Annotated in this window: 14 protein-coding genes and 1 riboswitch; of the genes, 3 read left to right on the top strand and 11 right to left on the bottom strand. The window is 60.6% G+C overall.

All coding sequences use genetic code 11. The annotated features are described in order from the left end of the window. Window positions 1–65 precede the first annotated feature (65 nt). Window positions 66–186, bottom strand: a riboswitch (FMN riboswitch). Window positions 187–275: 89 nt separating this feature from the next. Genes rpe through fmt form a run of 3 tightly spaced genes read right to left on the bottom strand, consistent with a single transcriptional unit; the run spans window position 276 to window position 3,822 of the window. Next, window positions 276–938 (bottom strand): ribulose-phosphate 3-epimerase, encoded by a 663-nt coding sequence (rpe, locus tag AC4PWQ_RS00190; RefSeq protein WP_492089428.1) that lies wholly within the window; start codon window positions 936–938, stop codon window positions 276–278. After that, complete coding sequence (locus AC4PWQ_RS00185; RefSeq protein ID WP_492089427.1) at window positions 935–2,869, bottom strand: RsmB/NOP family class I SAM-dependent RNA methyltransferase; 1,935 nt, start codon at window positions 2,867–2,869, stop codon at window positions 935–937. The genes rpe and AC4PWQ_RS00185 overlap by 4 nt, the downstream gene beginning before the upstream one ends. An 11-nt stretch (window positions 2,870–2,880) precedes the next feature. Continuing rightward, on the bottom strand, window positions 2,881–3,822 hold the full coding sequence (gene fmt / locus AC4PWQ_RS00180) for a methionyl-tRNA formyltransferase (protein ID WP_492089426.1): 942 nt from the start codon (window positions 3,820–3,822) through the stop codon (window positions 2,881–2,883). A gap of 260 nt (window positions 3,823–4,082) precedes the next feature. Here fmt and AC4PWQ_RS00175 point away from each other — a divergent pair, with 260 nt between their 5' ends. Next, window positions 4,083–5,246: an ion transporter gene (locus AC4PWQ_RS00175; RefSeq protein ID WP_492089425.1), complete on the top strand. Its 1,164-nt coding sequence runs from the start codon at window positions 4,083–4,085 to the stop codon at window positions 5,244–5,246. Window positions 5,247–5,498: 252 nt separating this feature from the next. Here AC4PWQ_RS00175 and AC4PWQ_RS00170 read toward each other — a convergent pair whose 3' ends face one another. The 7 genes from AC4PWQ_RS00170 to AC4PWQ_RS00140 form a co-directional block, all read right to left on the bottom strand. Further along, complete coding sequence (locus tag AC4PWQ_RS00170; RefSeq protein WP_492089424.1) at window positions 5,499–7,520, bottom strand: MIT C-terminal domain-containing protein; 2,022 nt, start codon at window positions 7,518–7,520, stop codon at window positions 5,499–5,501. A 41-nt stretch (window positions 7,521–7,561) separates the two neighbouring features. Continuing rightward, entirely contained in the window at window positions 7,562–8,980 is a 1,419-nt protein-coding gene (locus AC4PWQ_RS00165) for a penicillin-binding transpeptidase domain-containing protein (RefSeq protein WP_492089423.1), read from the bottom strand. Beyond that, window positions 8,977–10,359, bottom strand: a complete 1,383-nt coding sequence (locus AC4PWQ_RS00160; protein WP_492089422.1) for an FtsW/RodA/SpoVE family cell cycle protein — start codon at window positions 10,357–10,359, stop codon at window positions 8,977–8,979. The genes AC4PWQ_RS00165 and AC4PWQ_RS00160 overlap by 4 nt, the downstream gene beginning before the upstream one ends. Before the next feature lie 39 nt (window positions 10,360–10,398). Continuing rightward, complete coding sequence (locus AC4PWQ_RS00155) at window positions 10,399–11,115, bottom strand: hypothetical protein (protein ID WP_492089421.1); 717 nt, start codon at window positions 11,113–11,115, stop codon at window positions 10,399–10,401. Window positions 11,116–11,137: 22 nt separating this feature from the next. Continuing rightward, a complete protein-coding gene (locus AC4PWQ_RS00150) occupies window positions 11,138–14,236 on the bottom strand; it encodes a DUF4407 domain-containing protein (RefSeq protein ID WP_492089420.1) in 3,099 nt (1,032 codons plus the stop codon). A gap of 52 nt (window positions 14,237–14,288) precedes the next feature. Beyond that, complete coding sequence (locus AC4PWQ_RS00145) at window positions 14,289–15,272, bottom strand: FHA domain-containing protein (RefSeq protein WP_492089419.1); 984 nt, start codon at window positions 15,270–15,272, stop codon at window positions 14,289–14,291. Between the two features lie 348 nt (window positions 15,273–15,620). Then, the gene (locus tag AC4PWQ_RS00140) at window positions 15,621–17,759 is read right to left on the bottom strand and encodes a primosomal protein N' family DNA-binding protein (protein WP_492089418.1); all 2,139 of its coding nucleotides are present in this window, start codon (window positions 17,757–17,759) and stop codon (window positions 15,621–15,623) included. A 313-nt stretch (window positions 17,760–18,072) separates the two neighbouring features. Between AC4PWQ_RS00140 and AC4PWQ_RS00135 the strand changes: the two genes are divergently transcribed. Next, complete coding sequence (locus AC4PWQ_RS00135; RefSeq protein WP_492089417.1) at window positions 18,073–18,918, top strand: alpha/beta fold hydrolase; 846 nt, start codon at window positions 18,073–18,075, stop codon at window positions 18,916–18,918. A gap of 128 nt (window positions 18,919–19,046) precedes the next feature. On the opposite strand, the gene metK is transcribed toward AC4PWQ_RS00135, so the two are convergent. Then, window positions 19,047–20,255 carry a methionine adenosyltransferase gene (gene metK / locus AC4PWQ_RS00130; protein ID WP_492089416.1) on the bottom strand — a complete coding sequence of 403 codons (1,209 nt, stop codon included), beginning with the start codon at window positions 20,253–20,255 and terminating at the stop codon, window positions 19,047–19,049. Between the two features lie 275 nt (window positions 20,256–20,530). Between metK and AC4PWQ_RS00125 the strand changes: the two genes are divergently transcribed. Beyond that, a complete protein-coding gene (locus AC4PWQ_RS00125; RefSeq protein WP_492089431.1) occupies window positions 20,531–21,316 on the top strand; it encodes a formate/nitrite transporter family protein in 786 nt (261 codons plus the stop codon). Window positions 21,317–21,331 lie beyond the last annotated feature (15 nt).

The following is a 21,331-nucleotide window of genomic DNA, read 5'->3' as shown; positions in this document are numbered from 1 at the left end:
AACCAAGCGCGCACGCCTACGGGTAGGCGCGCCTACATAGACGCGCACGCCACGCAGCGTGTCACGCCGTGCTGCCTCCCATCCGGACTTTAACCGTCGGCCTCGGAATTTCACCGAGTCAACCACATAGCGCGGGTCGCGGGCTGTCACCGCCGGCTCGGAGTTTCACCGACCCCGGAGCACGTACGCAGGCGAGTCTAGCAGCCCACCCCGACCGGCCCGCAGGCGCGCCGGAAAGCGCCCCACCATCCCAGATCGACCACCGACCAGCCAGGTCAGTGCGCGTGGCAGGCGGCCAGGCGGCGCAACTCCTCCACCTCCGCGTAGGCATCCTCGGCCTTGTAAACGGCAGAGCCGGCCACGAACACGTCCGCCCCGGCGCTCGCGGCCCGCTCGATGGTCTGGCGAGAGATGCCGCCGTCCACCTGCAGGGCGATCTCCAGCCCGGAGGCGTTGATGGCGGCGCGGGCGCGCTGGATCTTGGGCAGCATGCAGTCCAAGAAGGCCTGCCCGCCAAAGCCCGGCTCGACGGTCATGATGAGCAGCAGGTCGATCTCCGGCAGCAGCTCGATGAAGGGCTCCACCGGGGTGGCCGGCCTCAGCCCCAGCCCGGCCTTGGTACCCAGGCGGCGCAGCTCGCGGGCCAGGCGGATCGGCGCGGTGGCGGCCTCAGCGTGGAAGGTGACCGACGCGCACCCCACCTCCGCATACCCCGGCGCCCACCGGTCGGGGTCCTGGATCATCAGGTGGGCGTCGATGGGCAGGATGCCGGCGCGCACGGTTGCCTCCACCACCGGCAGGCCCCAGGTGAGGTTGGGGACGAAGTGGTTGTCCATTACGTCCACGTGCGCGTAGTCCGCGTTGCGCACCGCCTGGAGTTGGCCGCGCAGATCCAGCAGGTCAGAGTTCAGGATCGACGGGCTGATCGTGGTCATCACTGCACCTCCAGCAGAGCCAGGAACATTGCGTCAGTGCCGTTCACGTGCGGCCACAGCTGCAGGAACGGGCCCTGCCCAAACTCGGCAGTGAACTGCGGCTCGCCCGCCTGCGTGCCTTCCGCTGTCTCCTGGGCCGGCTGGTCCGACGCTGCCTCCAACCCCGCCTCGCCGGCGTGGCCGTCGGTGTTCGGGGCGGTTTCCTCTCCCGGTGCCGTCACCTTTTCGAGGCCGGTCTCTTCGCCGTCCAGTTGCACGACGTCGCCCTCGCGGCCAGCAGCGGCCGCCACGACAGTTTCGTTTGCAGGCGTGAAGCAGCAGTCCACTTCCTCACCGGTCAGGACGCCCGGTGCGGCGTGCCCATCGTCCGGTGGGGTGTGCTCATCGCCCGATGCGTCGAGCTGATCGCCCGGCCCAGCGTGCTCGCCGACCAGCGGCGCGTGCTCACTGGACAGCGCAGCGGCCTCATCGCTGCGCTCGGCGGTGGCGGCAGCGTCGTCCACCAAGTCCGCCGGCTGAGCCACGGCGGCGTCGTCCTGGTTTGCCCGGTCCTGCTGGTTGACGCGGCCCGCCTTACCGGTGCCGGCCAGGGAGTCGCTGACGCGACCGAAAGCGAAGTCCTCCCGCCAGGAGGCGACCATGCGGGCCACCTCCACGGCATCGAGCGGCTTGACCAGACCCTTGGCGATGGCCTCTTGGACCACCACGTGCGTCTCCGCTACGTGCGGCGAGCAGGTGGCGTAGCCGACGATTCCGCCGGGGCGGGTGGCCTTGATCGCGGCGGCCAGCAGCTCGCGCTGCAGCGGGGCCAGGTCCGCGATGTCGCGCGGCTGGCGGCGCCAGCGGGCCTCCGGGCGGCGGCGCAGCGAGCCCAGGCCGGAGCAGGGCACGTCCACCAGGGTGCGGTCGAAGTAGCCCTCCTTCTCCTCCCCCAGCTCGCGGCCGTCCCCGGTGCGCACCTCCACCCATTCGGTGGAGGTGCGCACGGACTGGCGCACCAGGTCCGCGCGGTGCGCCGTGACCTCGTTGGCCAGCAGCTCCACACCACGCGCGCCGGCCAGGCCGGCAAGCAGGGCGGTCTTGCCGCCCGGGCCGGCGCACAAGTCCAGCCAGCGCTCGTCGGGCCCGTCCAGCGGGGCGCTGGCCAGCACGGCGGCGACCATCTGGGAGCCCTCGTCCTGCACCGCCGCCTCGGCGCCGCGCACCTCGTGCAGGCGGGCCGGGTCACCGCCCGCAATGTTGACCGCGTACGGGGAGATTACCCCGGCGGTGGCGCGGGTGCGCAGCACGCGGGCGGCGGTGCGGGCCAGGTCCACCGGCTCCACCAGGCCCGGGCGGGCGACCAGGCACACCTGCGGGGGCAGGTTGTTGGCCTCCAGCAGGGCGTCGATCTCCTCACCGCGCCCGGCCACCTTCAGCGCCTGCGTCAGCGCGCGCACCACCCACTCCGGGTGGCTGTGCACCGCGGCGCGGCGCTCGTCCTCGCCCTCGGTGGCCTCCAGCAGCTCGTCCCACTCCTGCGGGGAACGCTCCGAAAGCCGGCGCAGCACCGCGTTGATCATCTTGGCCGGGCCGTCGCTGGTCACCTGCCGCGCCAACGCCACCGTCTCCCCCACCGCCGCGTACGGGGCGATGCGCAGCGTGAGCAGCTGGTGGGCGCCCATGCGCAACAGCACGGCCACGGCCGGGTCCAGCTGGTCCAGCGGGCGGGTGGCGCTGCAGGCGATGATCGAGTCGTACTTACCCTGCATGCGCAGCGTGCCGTAGGTCAGCTCCGTGGCGAAGGCCGCGTCCAGCGGGCGCAAGCCGCGCTCGCGCAGGATCGCGGGCAGCACCAGGTTGGCGTAGGCGTCATCCGTGGCCACCTGCATGAGCGCGGTGTAGGCCGCGTGCCGCGCCGGGTCAAAGTCGCGGCGCTTCTTCACGTAATTCATTGCGGTTCCCTCTACTCCGTTACGCCCAATAGCTCTTCCGGCGCCGGGCGCGCCCCGCGCGCCCAACTGGCCGCGTCCATCCAGCCCTTGCCCGCCGGGGCCACCTGCCCCAGCCGCACCGCGCCGCTCGCGGTGCCCACGAACACGTCCTTCTTCGTGGCCAACACCTGCCCCGGGCCCAGCCCGGCCGCCTCCGGCCCCGCCGCCACGCTCACCGGTCCCAGCTTCAGGCGGGCCTGGCGGAACGTCGTCCACGCCCCCGGCGCCGGGGTGACGCCGCGAATGAGGCGGTCGATTGCGAAGGCGGGGGTGGTGAATGAAACGAAGGCGTCGGCCACCTCCAGGCGCGGGGCCAGGCTCACGCCCTCCGCCTCCTGCGGGCGGGCCACCACCTGGCCGGCTTCGATCCCGGCCAGCACGCGCAGCAAAAGCTCACTGCCCACGTGAGAAAGCGCCTCCAGCACCTGCCCCGCCGTCTCCTCGCGGCCAAAGGCGTAGGTGGCCGTACCGAAGACCGGCCCGGTGTCCAGGCCCCGCTCGATGCGGAACACGCTCACGCCACCCAGCTCGTCGCCCGCCATAATCGCCCGCTGCACCGGCGCCGCCCCGCGCCAGGCCGGCAGCAGGGAGAAGTGCACGTTCAGCCAACCGTGCTTGGCGGCGTCCAGCAGGCTGGGCGGCACCAGCAGGCCGTAGGCGACCGTGATGATCGCGTCGGCACCAAAGGCGCGGATCTGGGCCGCTACGTCCTCATCCCGCAGCGTCGCCGGCGTCAGCACCGGCAGGTTCGCGGCGCGCGCGGCCTCCTCCACCGGAGACGGGCGCAGCGTGCGGCCGCGCCCCGACCGGGCAGGGGCGCGCGTGAGCACACCCACCACCTCGTGCTCCGAATCCAGCAGGGCCGCCAGGGTAGGAACCGCCACCTCCGGGGTGCCGGCAAATAGAAGACGCATGGAGCCAAGTTTAGGCGGTCAAAGGCGGGCGGGGTTTGTTGTGGCCCGGGCCGGGCCGGTGCGTAGGCGCGGGAGCGGGCGGGTCTCGGCGTGGGAGCAGGCCGGCGTTGGCGTAAGAGCGGGCCGGCGGCGTTGAGGAAGTGGGCCGGCGTTGGCGTGGGAGCGGGCGGGCGTTGGCGCGGAATCGGGCCGGCGGTGTTGAGGAAGCTATGGCCGCGCCTGAGCGATTGTGCACGCTGCGTGCCCTTATGATCGCGTCCATGCGCCCTTACATCACTGCCTCCGCCCAGGCCGCCGGTGCCGGTGACCGCCCCGAGCGTTCCGAGCGGGAGGCGCGCGACGACGCCGACCGCGCCGGCCTCGGCTTGCCCGGCACCGATTCCGCCGCCGGGCCTGCGGCCTCTCCCGCCGCCGACCTCGATCCCGTCGCAACCGACCTCATGCAGCTGCCAGCCCCCACCACCGCGTTGAACCGACTGCGCCGGAAGGTGGGCCGCGTGGTGCTCTCCACCGCCGCGCAGACCGCCGTGCTGGTGGTGATCATCCTGAACGCGATCACGATGGGTCTGGAGACCTCCGACTCGATCATGGCCAACTGGGGCAGCGCCCTGCACGTGCTCAACCAGGTGGCGATGACGATCTTCATCGTAGAGCTGGCGCTCAAGCTGTTCGCGCTCGGGCCACGCTTCTTCCGCGACGGCTGGAATATCTTCGACTTCGTGGTGGTGGCGATCGCGCTGGCGCCGGCCACTGGCCAGTTCGCGGTGCTGCGTGCGCTGCGCGTGATGCGGGTGATGCGTCTAATCAACCGCTTGCCACAACTGCGTCGGATCGCTTCAGCCCTGGTGCAAGCGATCCCAGGCATCGGCGCCATCGCGGGCCTGATGGGCATCGTCTTCTACGTGGCGGCCGTGATGGCGACGATGATGTACGGCGACAACTTCCCGGAGTGGTTCGGCACCGTGGGCGCCTCCCTGTATTCCCTGTTCCAGATCATGACGCTGGAGTCCTGGAGCGCCGGCATCGTCCGGCCCGTGATGGAGGTCCACCCCAACGCGTGGATCTTCTTTGTCACCTACATCCTGGTCTCAGCGTTCGTAATGCTGAACCTGTTCGTCGCGGTGATCGTGGATGCGATGTCCTCGCTCTCCTCCACCGACCCGGGCACCATCAAGTCCCCCGCCCCCGTCCCCGACGCCGAGCCAATGCGCGAGGACTTCTTCTCCACCGGCAGCGAAGTGCGCGAGCTGCGCGCCGAGGTCGCCGCCCTGCGCGGCCTACTCGAGCAGACGCTAGCGGTCTCTAGCGCGGGCGGTGGCGGTGGCGGTGGCGCTCCTGCTTCAAACGCCGAGTTGGACGACGCTCCACCCGCCGCAGAGCTCAACGCCGCCGCAGCGAGCACCGAAGAAGGCGGCGGGGCCTAGATTTTCGAAAAGCACATTCTCCCTGTCTTCTTCAATGCGACACGCACGGGCTGATACGAATCTATTCGTGGACAATCTTTCTGCCAACCCCATTGACGACATTCACCTATAGCAAGGTGAAACAAACATATCGGAACACCCACCAAGGCGCCCCAAGTACATAACCTTTAAATCTAACCCATTCCCAACATTCCCATCGCAACCCCAACTCAAATACTACGGAAGATCTAGCCGATTCCCATACGGACTTACTCACCCATCCTTCACCGTCTCCTCTCTTTGATAAGTCACCTGAAAGCGTCTGACGCGAGACAACTCTGGAAGGTAACACAGGACGTTCGTCGAATTCCGGTAACCCTTGAAGATGTCGAGACCTCTCCCCAAAGAGATGACCCATCCATTATCCGTTTGAATCGAACGGTCATGAATACTGGAATCGAACGAGTAACTAAACACTACCCCCAACTGCTTAACGTCTTTAACAAGTCTATCTAGGAGCAATAGCTGCCGCGCCCTTTCGCCTTCACATTCATCACCACGACTCGTTGACGTAACGAGAGAAACCTCCAGACGCTCAACAGGTGAATTGGCTTGAACAGCGACAGCAATAAGATACGCGAGATTCGAAACCTGATGGGGATGCCGAACATACGGATCCACTACTCGAACACTCTTGACCCCGTGAAAGTAATCAGAAAACAAACGCTCATAGGACACCCCAACCTGATCCTCTTCGAACCTCCGAGTCCCCACAAAGAGATTCGTTGGTAAAACCTCCGTAACAGCCTCCGCCTGGACGTTTTCTATCAACCCCGATTCGCCCCGAACAAAATCCGAACTACCCGTCACAACCTTGACAGGCATCGAGCAAGCTGAAGTCGAAGCACACCCGACGGGCCCGACCGACTGAACTTCCTCGCTCCGCCTCTCTGTTATGGATGGTACGGAAGACTTACTCCCTAGCCTCGACACCTCTCGTACCACGCTTGACGCCCCGCCAAGGAGGATCTCTTTCGCTAAAACACGAGATTGCACTGCAAAATCAAGCACCTCATCAAGAAAGGATTCGCCGCCCCCTTCATTAACTGGCACCAACCTCAAGAATGCGCGAACCATTTCACGCACTGCAGAACGATCTTCGGCGTCCAACTCCGCAGGATAATGAAGAGAATCGAGCAAATCTTCATCAATGCTCACGTTGCGCGCGATCGTTAACAGCGACCTAATATCTCTCCATGCCGCGTTCGAGGTTTGCTGCCACCCGGTATTATACCTCGCACCTAAAGTAAGGAGCGGCACAACGAGCTTGATCCTGGCCTGTAAGCCAAATCTATTCAAGCATTTCCGAAGGCGGGGAATGAAGTCGTTCGACAACGCATTACCACTAGACGAAGCATGCGTGTAAAAATAGTACTGATCGCATTTCCGAAGATAGCTCGAGCCTAAATGTTCAAGTCCTGGCACCCGATCACCCCACCCAAGAGGGTCCAACACCTGCACACCGCCATCGCGCTCTTCAAGGTGCGCGGTATGAACTGTATGTTCCAGTGCAGTGCCCGAACCTTCCCCAAAGAATATCGAAAGCCTACCAAACCGCTGTTTCCCTATGCAGGTTGGGTGCCACAACTCTGGCACAGGAAGATCCAAAGGACCTAGATCGTAGATACTCTTCCTAGCGATCAGCATCCCTAGGTCAGGTTGAACATAGGGAAGAAGCTGAGCGCAAATTTCGATACAGTCTCGCTCACTTATGTCGGCGCCGTCAAAACCGAGAAGATACACTAAATCCATTAGCGCACTGCTCTTGAACAATGATGCCCCACCCTTGTTGTCATTGCCAATCGGCGTTGGATCGGACAGAATATCGATCCCCTTTAAAATCACCTCACCACTATTTCCCGGCGGAACGCTGATGTCCATCAGTACCCACGCACCGTCGGCAAGCACTTGCGCAGTTACATCATCAAGCGTGTCAGGCACTATTGCCGTATTCAAACCTACGCAACGTATGACATTCACGTCATGCTCCGACACAACACCCATCCTAACAAAGTCAACGACCTTGCAATCTAGATAGGATTGCCGATTGATATTTCCCAACTCGGCCCTGACTCCATCGGTATCAAGCGATTGCGCAACAATCGAGCTGGAACCATACTCACCGCGTAACACGCTATCGTAGCTGATATTATACAGAGATAGCAGCGAATCCAAAACATCAACCGGAATGCCGAGACGCTTCGATAGGCGAACCCGTTCCCAAATACCAACCATTTACTATCCCTAATTCTACTCAACAGCAGTTGTCAACCAGGCTATTCCGCAAACAGACTAGCGGCAATCACCGCTGCATCACGCCCCCCAAGAGGATATGGCTCCTTGTCATCGCCCTCAATCAACACCGCAAAAGCGTACTTAGGGGTATCGACTGGGGCAAAACCCACAGCCCAAGCCACCTGAGGTTGCTCAGGGCCACCGCTTTCACCTGTGCCGGTTTTCATTGCTACCGCACCGGGTCGACTGTAGACGTCATGTGCGGTACCGTACTCCTTTTCAACGGCGTCGACCATCATCTGCTTGAGTTCGTCCGTAATTTCCGGGCGAACCCAAACCTCCGACGTTCGCTCCTCGTTCATTGTTACTGGAAAGCCATACGAATCTTGTACATGTTTTACAATGTGCGGAAAATTGACGACCCCTTCGTTAGCTACTGCAGCAGCTACCAACGCCATGTGAAAGGGCGTGACGCGAATGTCGTGTTGGCCAATCGCACTGAGCCGCATAACGTCTCCGTCATCACTTGATGGTGGCACACTTTGGAATGTTTTCCCTAGGTAAGAGAACTCATGCCCAAAACCCCATTTAGCAGCTTGGCCCGTAAGAACGTCAGCCGTGATGTCATCGCTCGCTAATGCAAATGTGGTATTGCAAGATCTAGCAAACGCTTCCGCCAAGGTGACATGTCCGTCTCCACAAGGAGCGCCGTTGAAATTAGACAGACGCGTCCTACCATCTTCAAAAACAATGTGGCTTGGGGAGGCATAGGAGGACGAGCTCGTAGCCCCTCCCTCAATCAACGCTGCTGCGGTTATAATCTTGAACACTGAGGCAGGCGGATAAACACTCGCAGTTACACGGTCTGTTAGCGGACCTCCGGCGCCATTCGAAAGATCGGCATGCCGAATCAACGCAGCCGCACCACCCGCGAGCTCATTCGGGTCAAACGACGGCGAACTCACATGTACCTTTACAGCGCCAGTTGTTGGATCGAAGGCAAAGATTGCACCTCGCCTTTCGTCAATTAGCTTCACTGCGCGTTCTTGAAGCGCGAGATCTATTGTGAGTTCTACATCGTTGCCTGTTTCCGGAAAAGGATTGAAGTAATTTAGGACGTTCGTTTGCCAACCAATACCGTCGCCTTCGAGCGTCTCAGAAAGCACGTACTCTGCTCCCACCGGCAACAAGTGATCACTATTATAATAACCAACAAGGTGCGAAACATTCGCACCCAATGGATAAATCCGTTCGTTTACTCCCGAAGCAAGTAGCTCACCGTTTGCGTAAATAGAGCCTCTTGACGCTGAACGCAGTCCTGCCGTTTGAAGCAGCCCAACAGATGCGAGTCTTTCAGGAAACGCAACATGAGCGAACCCAATGGCCACTACAAGTAAAAGCGTTATTGCGAAGATAGAGAACGCAACAATCTTTTCAGGAATACTGACTTCTTTACTCATCGGCCGTCCCACTTCGTCTGCTGAACGGTAGTATGCGACGCATACAGCAGAATATACGCAATGAAAATATGCAGAGCTTTCGCAGACAGTCCTTTGGACATAAACGGCAGCGCTTGGCCAGTCAACGGCAACACGGTGTATACACCGCCCACTATTACGGTCATTTGCAGGAAAACCAGCGAACCAGATAACAGACTGACACGCCGGAGCGCACCTGGAGCAGTAGCGAAACTGGTGCGAACTGCAATAGTCACCAGGCCAAGTATGAGCATGACTATTGAAAGCACGCCGATCATGCCAAGCTGCTCTGCTATCGGCACGATAACATAGTCGTTTGTGACTGCTGGAATGTTCTCAAGGCTATAATCGTATCTACCAATACCGGAACCCCACACGCCTCCACGAGCGATTGCTTGGAGCCCTAAAGGAATTTGACCTTCCACTCCATCCTTAAAAGGTGAGAACCAAAAGTCGACTCGAGCACTTTTCATGCCCGCCAAGTAGTATATCGTAACAATGATAACGCCCATGGAAGCGGCAGTTGTTGTAATGAACGCCTGATATCTACTGTATGAGAACGCTGCTACCAACAAAAGAATCAGTACTATGAAGACTGTTCCCCTGTCTCTATAAAAACCCAATCCCAACAACAAGAATCCGACAGTCATCAAAGTCACGAATGACAGTTGCGTAGCCGCTGGAATGTACCTAGCAATCGACCGATTCCGCCTAATCTCTAACGTTCTCGTGCAAAGAGTCAGTCCTGAAAGTGCTAGTATGAGAAATAGTTTTACGAACTCGCCATGCTGAAAGGACGGCAATAGGGGAAGATCTATATTCACGTACTGACCTTCCACCGGAGGCGTAAGCGACCAGATTGGGCCAAGCAGAATCAGAATGGTCAACAGGAAGTTGAGTGAAGTGTTGTGAAGGAGATTTTCTAGATCTACTTCAAAATAGACAATCACCGATACGAGACACGCTATCGTGAAAACGAGTAGCGCCTCCCGATTGACGGGGTCAAAATATCCAATGTAACCGTTCTGGCGGACACTAACAGGATGATTGCTCAAATATCCCAAGCCGAGTAGCATACTGACCGCAGGAATGATCGCATAATTACGGTAAGCCAGCCGCCTTGTAGCTGCTGCCAACAGCACAGCACCCGTTAATCCTAACAGGACCACGCTGACCATAATTTTCCAGCGCACATGGCCTAGAACATATAAGTCGTTGATCAGATATCCATAAGCCAGTACGACAGCCGGAAGCAATGTTAGTATCTTCTCACGTCTACCCAGCCTGCCAATATCCCTAGAATCGAGCGCGGGTTTACTGACCGCAAGCTTCCAAGTAAAAGCTAAGTGGCCAACGATCAACCCAATTATTAGATGGCTATGGAACACTGCCTGCACCAATCATCTAATTACAAAATGTATTGACACATTGTTCTGGTTAACATCAACAGTTTTGAACGTAACCTCGCCGGAGAACGTTCGGTCACTATTGAGGGGGATCCAACCATCTGTTTCCTCCCATACATATGCATCAAAACGTCCTGACACACATCTAACTTTGAAACAGAACTTGTCCGCTTGTTTTGATACATCAAGCTCAATCCATTTCCGAGGCACTCCCGGGTTCGTGATCACGTAGTCGTTTTGCAGGCTACGACCGACACGGACCAATCCCTGATTGCACTGAAAGAGCTCACGGAAGGGTGCTCCAATGACGACCCTAAGGTGTTGCGACATGTTCAAGTCATGATCCGAATTATCTACTACTGGATTGACGCGAAAGGCCGATTCAACATCAATATCATACTGCGGCAGGTACTGACGAGGGCGCACTGTAATACAGAACGGGTCATTTGTAGAAAACCGCGTGAATCGATTCTCCTCCCGAACTGCTGTGATCAGAGCGTCTTCTAGATCGGCCAGTATTCCAAACTTATCACACAATGCTTGTAGCGATGTAGGATTCAGGTACACAGTAATGTCGTTGGGAATCTTTCGAACTCCACCGCTTGAAACAGCACATCGGCGCATTTCACTCCATATGTGATCACGGAGCTCCTTCAGTGATACGGGAGTGGCAATTCCAAGACTCAGTCGATCGCCTACCTCCAAACGCATTCGCCTAATTGCAGCAAACACTCTATTCTGTATCGTCGACATTTCCCCCCCTAACTACTGTGCCCCCTTGCACCAACTCATACGCTAACGCTTCAGCGTTCAGTTCATTCTTACGAGCCGACAGCTCAGTAGCGAACTCCAGTTGTAGTTGAAGCATTCTCTGACGGTATTCGTAAATAGACTCGTGCAACTTCCGCCGGAACTCTAATTCACGATTAGAGACTTCGGTTTCAAGCTCCGCGCACTTCCTTTCGTACTCCGCCACTGGGTCAATTTCCTTTCGTTTCCTAGTCCAATGTAGAATTAGGGGCATCAACTCTATTAAGGCGATCAGCGACATTAGTGCCACACCGTGTACCAACGTATGGTTGTCATTCAATAACACTCTGTACAGTGCTCGGATCTTAGGCGAAAAACCACGGTCTTTAAATGCGGAAGTTACGTCACCTGCCGCCGCCAGCTGACTCTTCATCACGGCCAGGTCGAATACTAACCCTCGTTCACACGACGGAACGTCTTTCACATCGCGCGGCGCCGGGCGTTGATTCAAAGGCTTATCCAACAACATTGGCTCGGTTTCTAAGTCAGAGATCTCGGCGCCGTCGCCACAAAGACGAACAAGGGCAGAATTCTGTTCGGCGGGGTCAACAGAGGTCGCTAGTTTTACTGCCGCTTCTACCTCGCTCCTTTTCTGTTCTGAAAGTCTACTCAGGCTGGTATATTCCGCTTGCGCGTTCTCGTACTCTTCCAACGCCTCTTCACAGTGCCTTTCACATCCTGCCTGCCCCGACCCTTGATATTCCAACTGGTTTGCCTTGTCGCAGTTTTTGTATTCCTCACAAACCCATGCGGCATGCCAGTAGTCCATTAACTTCTTCTTTTCTTCGACATTAGCGACGTGCGCATTGTAGTTCTCATAAGGCCCCTTCAGACTCGACTTAACGTCATCCGGAACCACGTAGAATCCGGTCCGATGATCGAAGGTAGCTAATATACTATGCGCCGCTTCGCCACGTGCGGTACGCGTGATTCCATCCACCTCATTCTGTAAAGCTTCAACCTCGGTTTGGAGATCCGACTCACTCGCTGCGATTCTGCGTTCGTTCACGTTCTCCAAGACAATCTTGTCAAGCTCCAAGTCAATCGAGCTCGAAAACAACTTCATCTCTAATGGCGTTGCGACAGTTAAAGCTACCACGAGCGCCAGCGCGAATCTGATTAAACCACCCCACCAGGCAATACGTCCACGCTGGGACTGGATTATAAATATCCTGTCCTGCAGGAAAATGAATGCCCCCCACAACATTCCGATTCCCACAAACAATACGTTACGCCACCACGCATTACTAATCCTAGTTCCGTCTATTTGATATTCGGCAAAAATCCCCTCGGATAAGAGCACATACATTGAGAAAGAGCCGATTGTCGCGACGACAACCATCAGCATCTTGAACAGTTTAAGGAAGGTCTGTTCGCTTCTAAACCTTGCAAACGTGTCCCTCTCCACGCCCATAAGCGCTGCGGAAAGCCGTTTTCGCGCAATCCGCTGCACCTGTTTTTGGCCGGGACCAGTCATTCCATCGTCGGAGTCAAGTTCCTCCCACTGTTGTCGAAGAAACGACAAATCGCTCACTCTGAATACTTCAGATAGGTCTGGAAGCTGCACCAGTTTCTTTGCCCGAACCACACTTACGCTTGGCTCGCTGTTCGCGGCTCCGTGGTGTTCCGCTTCAATTGAACGATCTTCAACATTGTTTGCCGAAACAACGTCTTCGTTTGTTGGAGAGGCAGTCATAATCGTGCCAGGATTAGAATCCTCTGATACCGTGGATGGGGTACGCGTCTGAGTTATTTGTGGCACACGCTCCCCGTTCAGCTTCTCGTACACCCAGTCCAGATCGGGCCTTGCGTCCGGATCCAACGCAGTCAAACTTTCTACAACTTCGCGCAGTTTCTCTGGGAGATGTTCGAGATCGTCAAGTCGCGCTGTACGATCGTCGTTCCACACACAAGGCTTTCCGGTAGCCATGGCAAAAATTAGGTTACCGTAGTACCAACAATCGATTTTTTTGGTGTACTGCACAACGGGTCCGTCAACTGATCGCCACTCAGGAGGCATTAGCTGACGAACGCCACGCCCCTTATCGAACTCCGCGGTTCTACCCTCGCGCAGCACGACTGCGGATGTGAAATCATTCAGCTTAAGCTGCCCATCAACGACATAGACATTGTTGAAGGTGATATCGGAATGGATAATCCCATGTTCAGTAAAGAGGTTGTAACTAGTGTGAAGCATCGGCGAAATGAGCTTAACTATTTCATCCGCTTTAAAACTGCCACGCTCTCTAAGATAATGACTTAGGGGTGTCTCCCATTCCTGAATTTCTGCTTGTAATCTTACGTCGCCACCCTCTCCGCCGATCACAATGTCCACATTAGCGACATTTTTAAACAATGACGGGTAATCGTACGACTGTTCGGTAGCAAGGGTTGCAATGCCAGTAGTAATAGATCGCCTGTGGTTAATGTCCTCTTTGGAGAGCGGTGTTCCGTTCGCTGTGGCAGTTGAGAGCACTCTCAACGCGTATAGTTTGTCAAACTTCGCAGGCTCGATAATTTGCACCTTAGCCACAGCAGCTTCGCCGCCCACTATGACGGATTTGGAACTATATACTCGGAGTTTGAACGCAAACTCCTCGTACACGACCTTTTCGAACCTCCTCGTACCTTCTCTATACGCTTTTGACGTTGAAAACGGTTCTCTGGTATTCCGAAGCCATTGCGCAATTTTCTCAGGCGTTAGAATTCCAGTGAGGTCACGACTCCAGATTGGGGCCGATTCTGGTACTGGCGTTGAATCCCGTTCAAGTGTACTAACCAAGTACGGAGCGGTTTCTTCCTCTGCACCAAAAGGGCCGGTAACGTTCTGCGGCGCCGGTTGGTGCAAATAATGACCGTTCGATAACGGTGCAGTGAGCGCATTGAGTATCGCTTCGCTCGAATCATTATCGTCGCCATTTCGCGATGTCCCGGCTCCGTCCGGTCGCCTCAAACCACGCCTTTGGCTTCCTATCTCATCAAGCTGTCCGTAGTCAGGAACAGGGTGACGTGAATTCATCATCGCTCACTAATATTCATTCTCTCAACAATGCCAAAGTGCTTTGGAATTCCGGCTAGGCAATCTTCGTCAACACGAAGTAAAAGCCGTCGGGGTTTAGAGCGGGTACGGTAATTATGTCGTCAGCAATCAACTGTCGACCGTTATTAAAGCCGGCTTGATTAACTAGGGTGCCGTTTCCGCTAAGATTGAAGATGGTTGGCACCTCCCCACTAATTTCGATCACAAACTGCTTCCTGGACATTGCCGCGGGTGTCTTCAACCAGCGGTATACGTCCACTCGCCCAATCTCGAGACTACCGACAATCGGAAACTCTCGTAGAACGTTTTCCCCGCGACAGAATTGCAACCTCCAACCAGTATCGCTACGGGCTCCTTGGGGGTAGCTCACTGATCCATTACCATCGTTTTCAGTAAGTCCAATACCGGGCTGAAGATCAGCTGTTGGATCTACATACATTGATTGTCTCAACGCTTCGCGCTCGCGCTCATCTGCGCCACGCAATAAACGTCGAGCGTCATGCACAACTACTGTGCCTCGCCCGAGAGTCTGGTCATCCTGGAAGGAGAACAATCTTTCGCCCTCAGGAAGAATCCACCCCTTTACCCGCGCGCGGTTCCGAACCTTGTTCTCGAGCTCTTTTTTGAAGAGGTCTTCTCCGAACCTCCTAATATCGCTCAGGTCACTCGGATTGATTTGTACCACCGAGGTATCAAGCTTAGTGATTCTTCCGACTTGCTGCCTATTTCCTAGCAAGCCCTTTACAATCTTGTCAAAAAGGCCACTAAGTCCTTCCTGCTCTCGTCGAGTCTTCCACCACCACACTGCTATGCCCAATGCAGCAAGTAAACCTAGCCCGACGATCCAAGGGGTAACGCTCAGCACGAATGAGAGAATGGGATTATTCGCAATCTGTTCGGCAGCTTCTGCACCGCCGTCGACTGCCCCACTTGATACGTCCACTGAGGGACTTGGTGTTGAATGAGTTCTTGGTTGTGCTGATACACCTATAAGACACCAATCGAGCATTTCGTCCACCGTGTTCCCAGTTCACATGCAACGTTTGTACAGTTCAGGCGTAGACTACCCAACTGCAGCTACCCGTGTCGATAGCAAAGATTAGGTTGTATAACTTGTTGTGTTGCCCTACCAGGAGGCGCAGATGTCTGGTAAGGCTGCTTGTGACTCCTCTTAGACTTGTAGAGCCATCGCGTCGCCTTGGTTGAGTAGCGCCTCCTGGATGCCTTCTATTTAGTTCTCTACTTCTGGAGCTGAGGACATTAGTCGGTGCGTATTGAAGCGATGTTGCAACTGCTTAGGATCTCAGCCGCGTCATCGAGGGTTCCATGGTGTAGCCGGCCCGTGAGGTGGCTCGAACAGGTGGAGTTACCAAAGCTCGGTCGGGTCCAGGCGGATCTGGAGCGGTTGACGCTTGGCCGAGCGCAGGCCCGCCAGGTCCAGCAGGGCGCGCGATAGCGCGCCCCCGCGCGCCAACGGCGCGCGGACTATCGCGCGCGCCCAGCCGTCCTCGTGATCGAAAGGCCCCAGCAGCTCGGCCCCCTCGGGCAGCTTGAGCTGGGCCAACGCGCCACGCAGCTCGCGCGCCTCCGCGCTCAGCAACGCCATCCGCACCGCCGGCGGGTAGGCCAACTCCACCCGCTCAGCCAGCTGGGCGGACGCGAACCCCACCGGGTCCCACCGCACCAACGCCTGGTTCAAGTTCTGCGGCGCCCCGGCCGTGAGCAACACCTGCCCGCCCGGCGCCGCCAGGCTCGCCGCCGCCAGCCAACGCCGCAGCGCCTCCCCCGGCGCCCACAGCTCCGGACGCGCCGCGATCATGGTCGGATCCAGCAACACCACGGCCCTATAGCCGCCCTCCGCGCGCGGCTCCGCCCCCGGCGTGGCCACCACCAACCTTGGCCGGGCATCCACCGCCTCCACCACGCCGCCGTCGCTGCGCGAACCAGAGATCAGCACCGGCACGTTCGGGAAGGCGCGCCCCAGCTCCTCCCCCAGGCGGTTCACGCCGATCCGCCCCGCGCGCAGCCGCACGTGCCCGCACTTGGCACACGTAAAGCGCTGCGGCTGATCGCACCAGGAGCAACGCGGCTCGGGCACGCCTGCGGGCAGGCGGAGCGGCCCCTCGCACCTGCCGCACCGCGCCGGCGCCTCACACGAGTCGCACAACAACGCTTCCACGTACCCGGCCCGGTTGGCCACCACCAGCACCGGGCCCTTCTGCAGGCCGTGCGCCACCACCGCGTGGGCCGGCGGCGGGAAGCGGGAGTGGCCCGCCTTGCCGTCGCGCGCCTGGTCCACCTCATCGAGTACCCTCACCCGCGCGGTGCGGGCGCGGCGCTCCTGCCGGTCGGCCTCCAGGTTCACCGCCCAGCCCTGCTCGACCAGGGACTGTGCCTCCACGCTGCGCGAGTACCCGCTTAGCAGCACCGCGCAACCCTCCAGGCCCGCCCGCTGCGCCAGCACCGTGCGCGTGTTCCAGTAGGGGGCGGAAGGATCCTGGTAGTGATCATCGCCGTCGTCCCACTGCGCCAGCAGGCCCAGGTTTTGCACCGGCGCGAACACCGCCCCGCGCAGCCCAAACACCAGGTTGGACTTGCCCAGCAGGATTCGCATGAACATGCCGTAGCGCTGCTCGGAGGGCCCTTCCTGCCACAGCTCCGGCTCCTCCAGCTCCGAGTACAGCTGCGCCCACGCGCTCGCCGCCTCCTGCAGCAGCCGCGTGGTGGGCAGGCACAGGATCACGCCCCGTCCCGCCCGGTGCGCTGCTGCGGCCGCCTCCAGCAGCGGCCGCACCCACCCGGCCTCTAAGTCCGGGCGCGGCAGGGTGCAGTGCACCGCCCGGGGAGCTTCCCCGGCGGCCAGGTGCCGCAGGAACGCCGCCCCGCCCGGGTACTCGCTCAGCCCACCCTCAAGCGCCGCAACCGCTTCTTCCGCCCGCGCTTCGTCGCCCGCCGTGCCTTCCACAGTCGCTACCTCGCCGGCCACAACCCCGGCTTCGCCCACCGCAGTTCCCACATCGCCCGCTACGGTCCCGGTCTCCTCATCGGCCGCCGCAGCCTCCGTACCACCCGCAGGATCCTCGGCGCGATCCTTTAGTACCGCCTTCTCCGCGCGGGCGTGGCGGGGCGGGATGGCGTGGCGCAGAACGTCGTCCACCGCACCGGCGTTTCGCAGCGCCATCGCCTGCGCCAACGCCAGCACCTCCGGCCTCAAAACCGGCACCGGGGAGACCACCTTGACCAGCTCGGCCAGCCGGTGGTGTTTGGACTCCGTGGCGCGCTCGATCACGTAACCGTCCACTTTGCGCCCGGCCAGCGTGACCACCACGCGCACACCCGGCTGGGCCTGCGCGTCCCACTTCTCCGGCACCAGGTAATCCAGGCTCTGATTAAGGTGCGGCAGCGGCACCTGCAGCAGCACACGCGCCACCGGCTGGGCCAGGCGCGAAGCCACGGGCGCTGGCGGCGCCTCCGGCAGCTCGAACAGCGAAGCCTCCTCGCTCACCGCGCCACCTCCCCTCGCTTCGCCTCGACCCGATTCACCGTGTGCGGCCTTTTGCAGGCAGCCTACCGAAGCCCACCAACATTTCTGGGAACGCCCAGGCGCCCTACACACCCAACGCACCCCGACCATCGCCACTCCCACCCCGACCACCACCACACCCACTCCCGCACCGCCGTCACACCCGCCGCCACCACGACCGCGCAGCCGAAAAGGAACTTATGCGCCCCTATCTAAATTGCTTCCCCTCTTTCCCGCGATACCCGCCACATAGACTCGACACCAGGTTGTTCCCCGAGTCGAAATCCTGAGCAAAATGGCGATTTTCGAACCCGAGACCAGTTTCGTCCCCACCCCGGACGGGCGCCGCCTGTCCACAATTTCCATGGGTCACGGCGGGCAGCTCATCGTCCTAGAGGCCGGCATGGGCATGAGCGCCCGCTACTGGGCCCCAGTGATGCGCCTGCTTTCCCGTGCATACCGCGTGCTGGCCTACGACCGCGCCGGCATCGGTGCCTCCACCCGCGATACGGCTGAACGCAGCCTGGATCGGCAAAGTGGCGACCTCGCCGCCGTCATCGCCGCCCAGGACTACGACTGCCTCACCCTGGTGGGCCACAGCTGGGGCGGCCCGATCGTGCGCAACTGGTGCCAGGCCAACGCCCCAAACCTCGGCCGTGTGCGCGGCATGGTGCTGCTGGACCCGACCGATGAGCACCTCATCGAGTTCTTCCGCCCCACCGCCCTTAAGCTCCAGCGCGTCGCCGTGCGCGTGCTCGGCTACCTGGGGCTACTCCCCCTGCTGATTCGTCCCCTTCTTAAGCCCCTGGGCCCGCTCGACTACACCCCCGCCCTGCGCGCCTCCACCACCTTCGCCGCCTCTCGCGAGTTCGCCGCCGAGCTGCGCAACCTGCGCGACGGCCTAGAGCAACTGGCCCGTCACCAAGCCGAGCAACCGAACGTCCCCACCCTCCTCATGACCGCCGGCGCCACCATGAAGGGCGAGTCCGCCCACACCCGCGACGCGATCAACGTCGCCCACCTCGAGGCCGCGCTAAAGCACCCCAACGCGCAGCTACGCACCGCCGCCGGCGCCACCCACAACATGCCGATCTCCGCCCCCGAGCTCGTGGCGAACGCCATCCGCGAGATCGCCGGCTAGCCTCCGGCCGCGCTCTCAAACAGGCCGGGCGGCAACGTCGGCCACCTCCCCCAAACCGCCCGGCGGGCACAAAAGAAGGCGGCCGCCCCGCAACCCATGTGCCAGGCGGCCGCCCTCAACTAGACCGGTCAGAGGCCGGCCGCAGCGCGCAGCTCCTCCACGCGGTCGACGCGCTCCCAGGAGAACTGCTCCAGGTCGCGGCCAAAGTGGCCGTAGGCGGAGGTGGCGCTGTAGATCGGGGCGCGCAGCCCCAGGCGCTCGATGATGGCGGCCGGGCGCAGGTCGAACACCTGGTCCACGGCGGCGCGCAGCACGGCCTCATCCACGTGGGCGGTGCCGAAGGTCTCGATGTTGATACCCACCGGGCGGGCCTTGCCGATCGCGTAGGCAACCTGCACCTCGCAGCGGTCGGCCAGGCCGGCGGCCACGATGTTCTTCGCCACCCAGCGCGTCGCGTACGCCGCAGAGCGGTCCACCTTCGACGGGTCTTTCCCCGAGAACGCGCCGCCGCCGTGACGGGCCATGCCGCCGTAGGTGTCCACGATGATCTTGCGACCGGTCAGGCCGGCATCGCCCATCGGGCCGCCCACCACGAACGAACCGGACGGGTTGACGTAAATCTTCGGCTCCACCACCAGGCCCTCCAGGCCCGGCTCGGTAGCCAGCGTCGGGGCGATCACGTAGCGCTCGATCTGCTCGCGCAGGTACTCCTGCGTGGCGCTCGGGTCGTGCTGCGTGGAGACCACGATCGCCTCCACCGAGCGCGCCTGGCCGTCCTGGTAACCGATCGTCACCTGCGTCTTGCCGTCCGGGCGCAGGCCCGCCACCAGGTTCTCCTTACGGACCTGGGTCAGGCGCTCGGCCAGGCGGTGAGCCAGGTGAATCGGCAGCGGCATGAAACTGGGCGTCTCATTCGTGGCGTAACCGAACATGAGGCCCTGGTCGCCGGCGCCCTGCCGGTCGTAGGCGTCCACGTCCTGCCCGCCCCGGCTCTCCAGCGACGAGTTCACGCCCTGCGCTATCTCCGGCGACTGCGACGAGATCGACACCGCCACGCCACACGAGTTGCCATCAAAACCGATCTTGGAGGAGGTGTAGCCAATCTCGTTGACTGTCTGGCGCACAATCGCCTGGATATCCACGTAGGCATCGGTGGTGATCTCGCCAACCACGTGCACCAAACCGTTCGTCACCAGCGTCTCCACGGCCACGCGGGCCAGCGGGTCGGCCGCCAGGATCGCGTCCAGGATCGCGTCAGAGATGCGGTCACAGACCTTGTCCGGGTGTCCTTCAGTAACGGATTCAGAGGTAAAAAGCTGTAGCGGCGTATTAGTCACCCGGCAAGTCTAGGCGCCTGCCAGGCCAAGGTACACATTGGTACTGGTCACTAAGCGGCCGCCCCTAGGGGGTTGACGGCTGAGCGCGGTGGCCTTGCGTGGACGACGTTCCGCCCGCCGCCCCTCGCCCGGGACGGTCGTGGCGGTGCGGCGCGGGCACGGCAGAGCTGCGCGGGGCGGGGCGGTCGTGGCGGCGCGGCGCGGCATAGTGGTGCGGCGTTCCCCTTCCAAAGGTCCCGCTTTCAGCTTCCGTCCAGGCTGGACAATTGCTGACTGTGTTGACGCAGATTGAGAACATTTCCGCCCAGGTGGCGGCAGCCAACCACAAGGCCAATGCATCGGCGGCGGTCCTGCCCTACTTCGTAGCCGCGATGATGGCCGGCACGTTCATCGGCCTGGCAGACATCTTCATGCTCACCGCCGGTGGGCCCCTGCGGATGGCAGGTTCTCCCTTCGCCTCCCTGGTCGAGGGCGGCATCTTCGGCATCGGCCTCATCATGTGCGTCTTCGCGGGCGGCGAGTTGGCGACGTCGGCCATGATGATCCTGCCCGTCGGCCTCCTAGAGAAGAAGGTGGCGCTGGGGCCGGCCGCCCGCGCGTTCGCGCTCATGGTGCTGGGCAACCTGGCCGGTGCGATGGTGCTCTCCGCCATCGTGCTGGGCTCGGGCATCATGGACTCGCAGGCCGTGCCCGGGCAGGCGCTCGCCGCCCTGGTGGCCGCCAAGACCCACAAGACCACCACGGCGCTGTTCTTCCGCGCCATCCTGTGTAACGTCCTGGTTTGCGTGGCGATGTGGGCCGTGACCCGCACCAAGAGCGACGTCGCCAAGATGATCCTCATGGCCTGGGGCATGGCCGCCTTCGTGGCCTCCGGCATGGAGCACGTCGTGGCCAACATGACCACCTTCTCCCTGGGCCTGTTCCACGGCGTGGACCACGCCACCTGGGCGGAGGCCGGGCGCAACCTCAGCGTGGTGCTGCTCGGCAACATCGTGGGCGGGGCCGTGTTCGTGGGCCTGAGCCAGTGGTATGCCGCACGTGCAGAAAAGGTGGCCCACTGAGGTTTCCCAGAGGTC

The organism is Buchananella sp. 103232, assembly GCF_058725725.1.
Note: the sequence above shows the minus strand (reverse complement) of the source record. Positions and strands in the feature narration are given on the sequence as shown.

Bases quoted from the DNA above. Each gene is read 5' to 3' on its own strand.
- AC4PWQ_RS00185 (WP_492089427.1), bottom strand. From the start codon at position 2,869: ATGAATTACGTGAAGAAGCGCCGCGACTTTGACCCGGCGCGGCACGCG.
- fmt (WP_492089426.1), bottom strand. From the start codon at position 3,822: ATGCGTCTTCTATTTGCCGGCACCCCGGAGGTGGCGGTTCCTACCCTG.
- AC4PWQ_RS00175 (WP_492089425.1), top strand. From the start codon at position 4,083: ATGCGCCCTTACATCACTGCCTCCGCCCAGGCCGCCGGTGCCGGTGAC.
- AC4PWQ_RS00170 (WP_492089424.1), bottom strand. From the start codon at position 7,520: ATGGTTGGTATTTGGGAACGGGTTCGCCTATCGAAGCGTCTCGGCATT.
- AC4PWQ_RS00165 (WP_492089423.1), bottom strand. From the start codon at position 8,980: ATGAGTAAAGAAGTCAGTATTCCTGAAAAGATTGTTGCGTTCTCTATC.
- AC4PWQ_RS00155 (WP_492089421.1), bottom strand. From the start codon at position 11,115: ATGCGTTTGGAGGTAGGCGATCGACTGAGTCTTGGAATTGCCACTCCC.
- AC4PWQ_RS00150 (WP_492089420.1), bottom strand. From the start codon at position 14,236: ATGATGAATTCACGTCACCCTGTTCCTGACTACGGACAGCTTGATGAG.
- AC4PWQ_RS00135 (WP_492089417.1), top strand. From the start codon at position 18,073: ATGGCGATTTTCGAACCCGAGACCAGTTTCGTCCCCACCCCGGACGGG.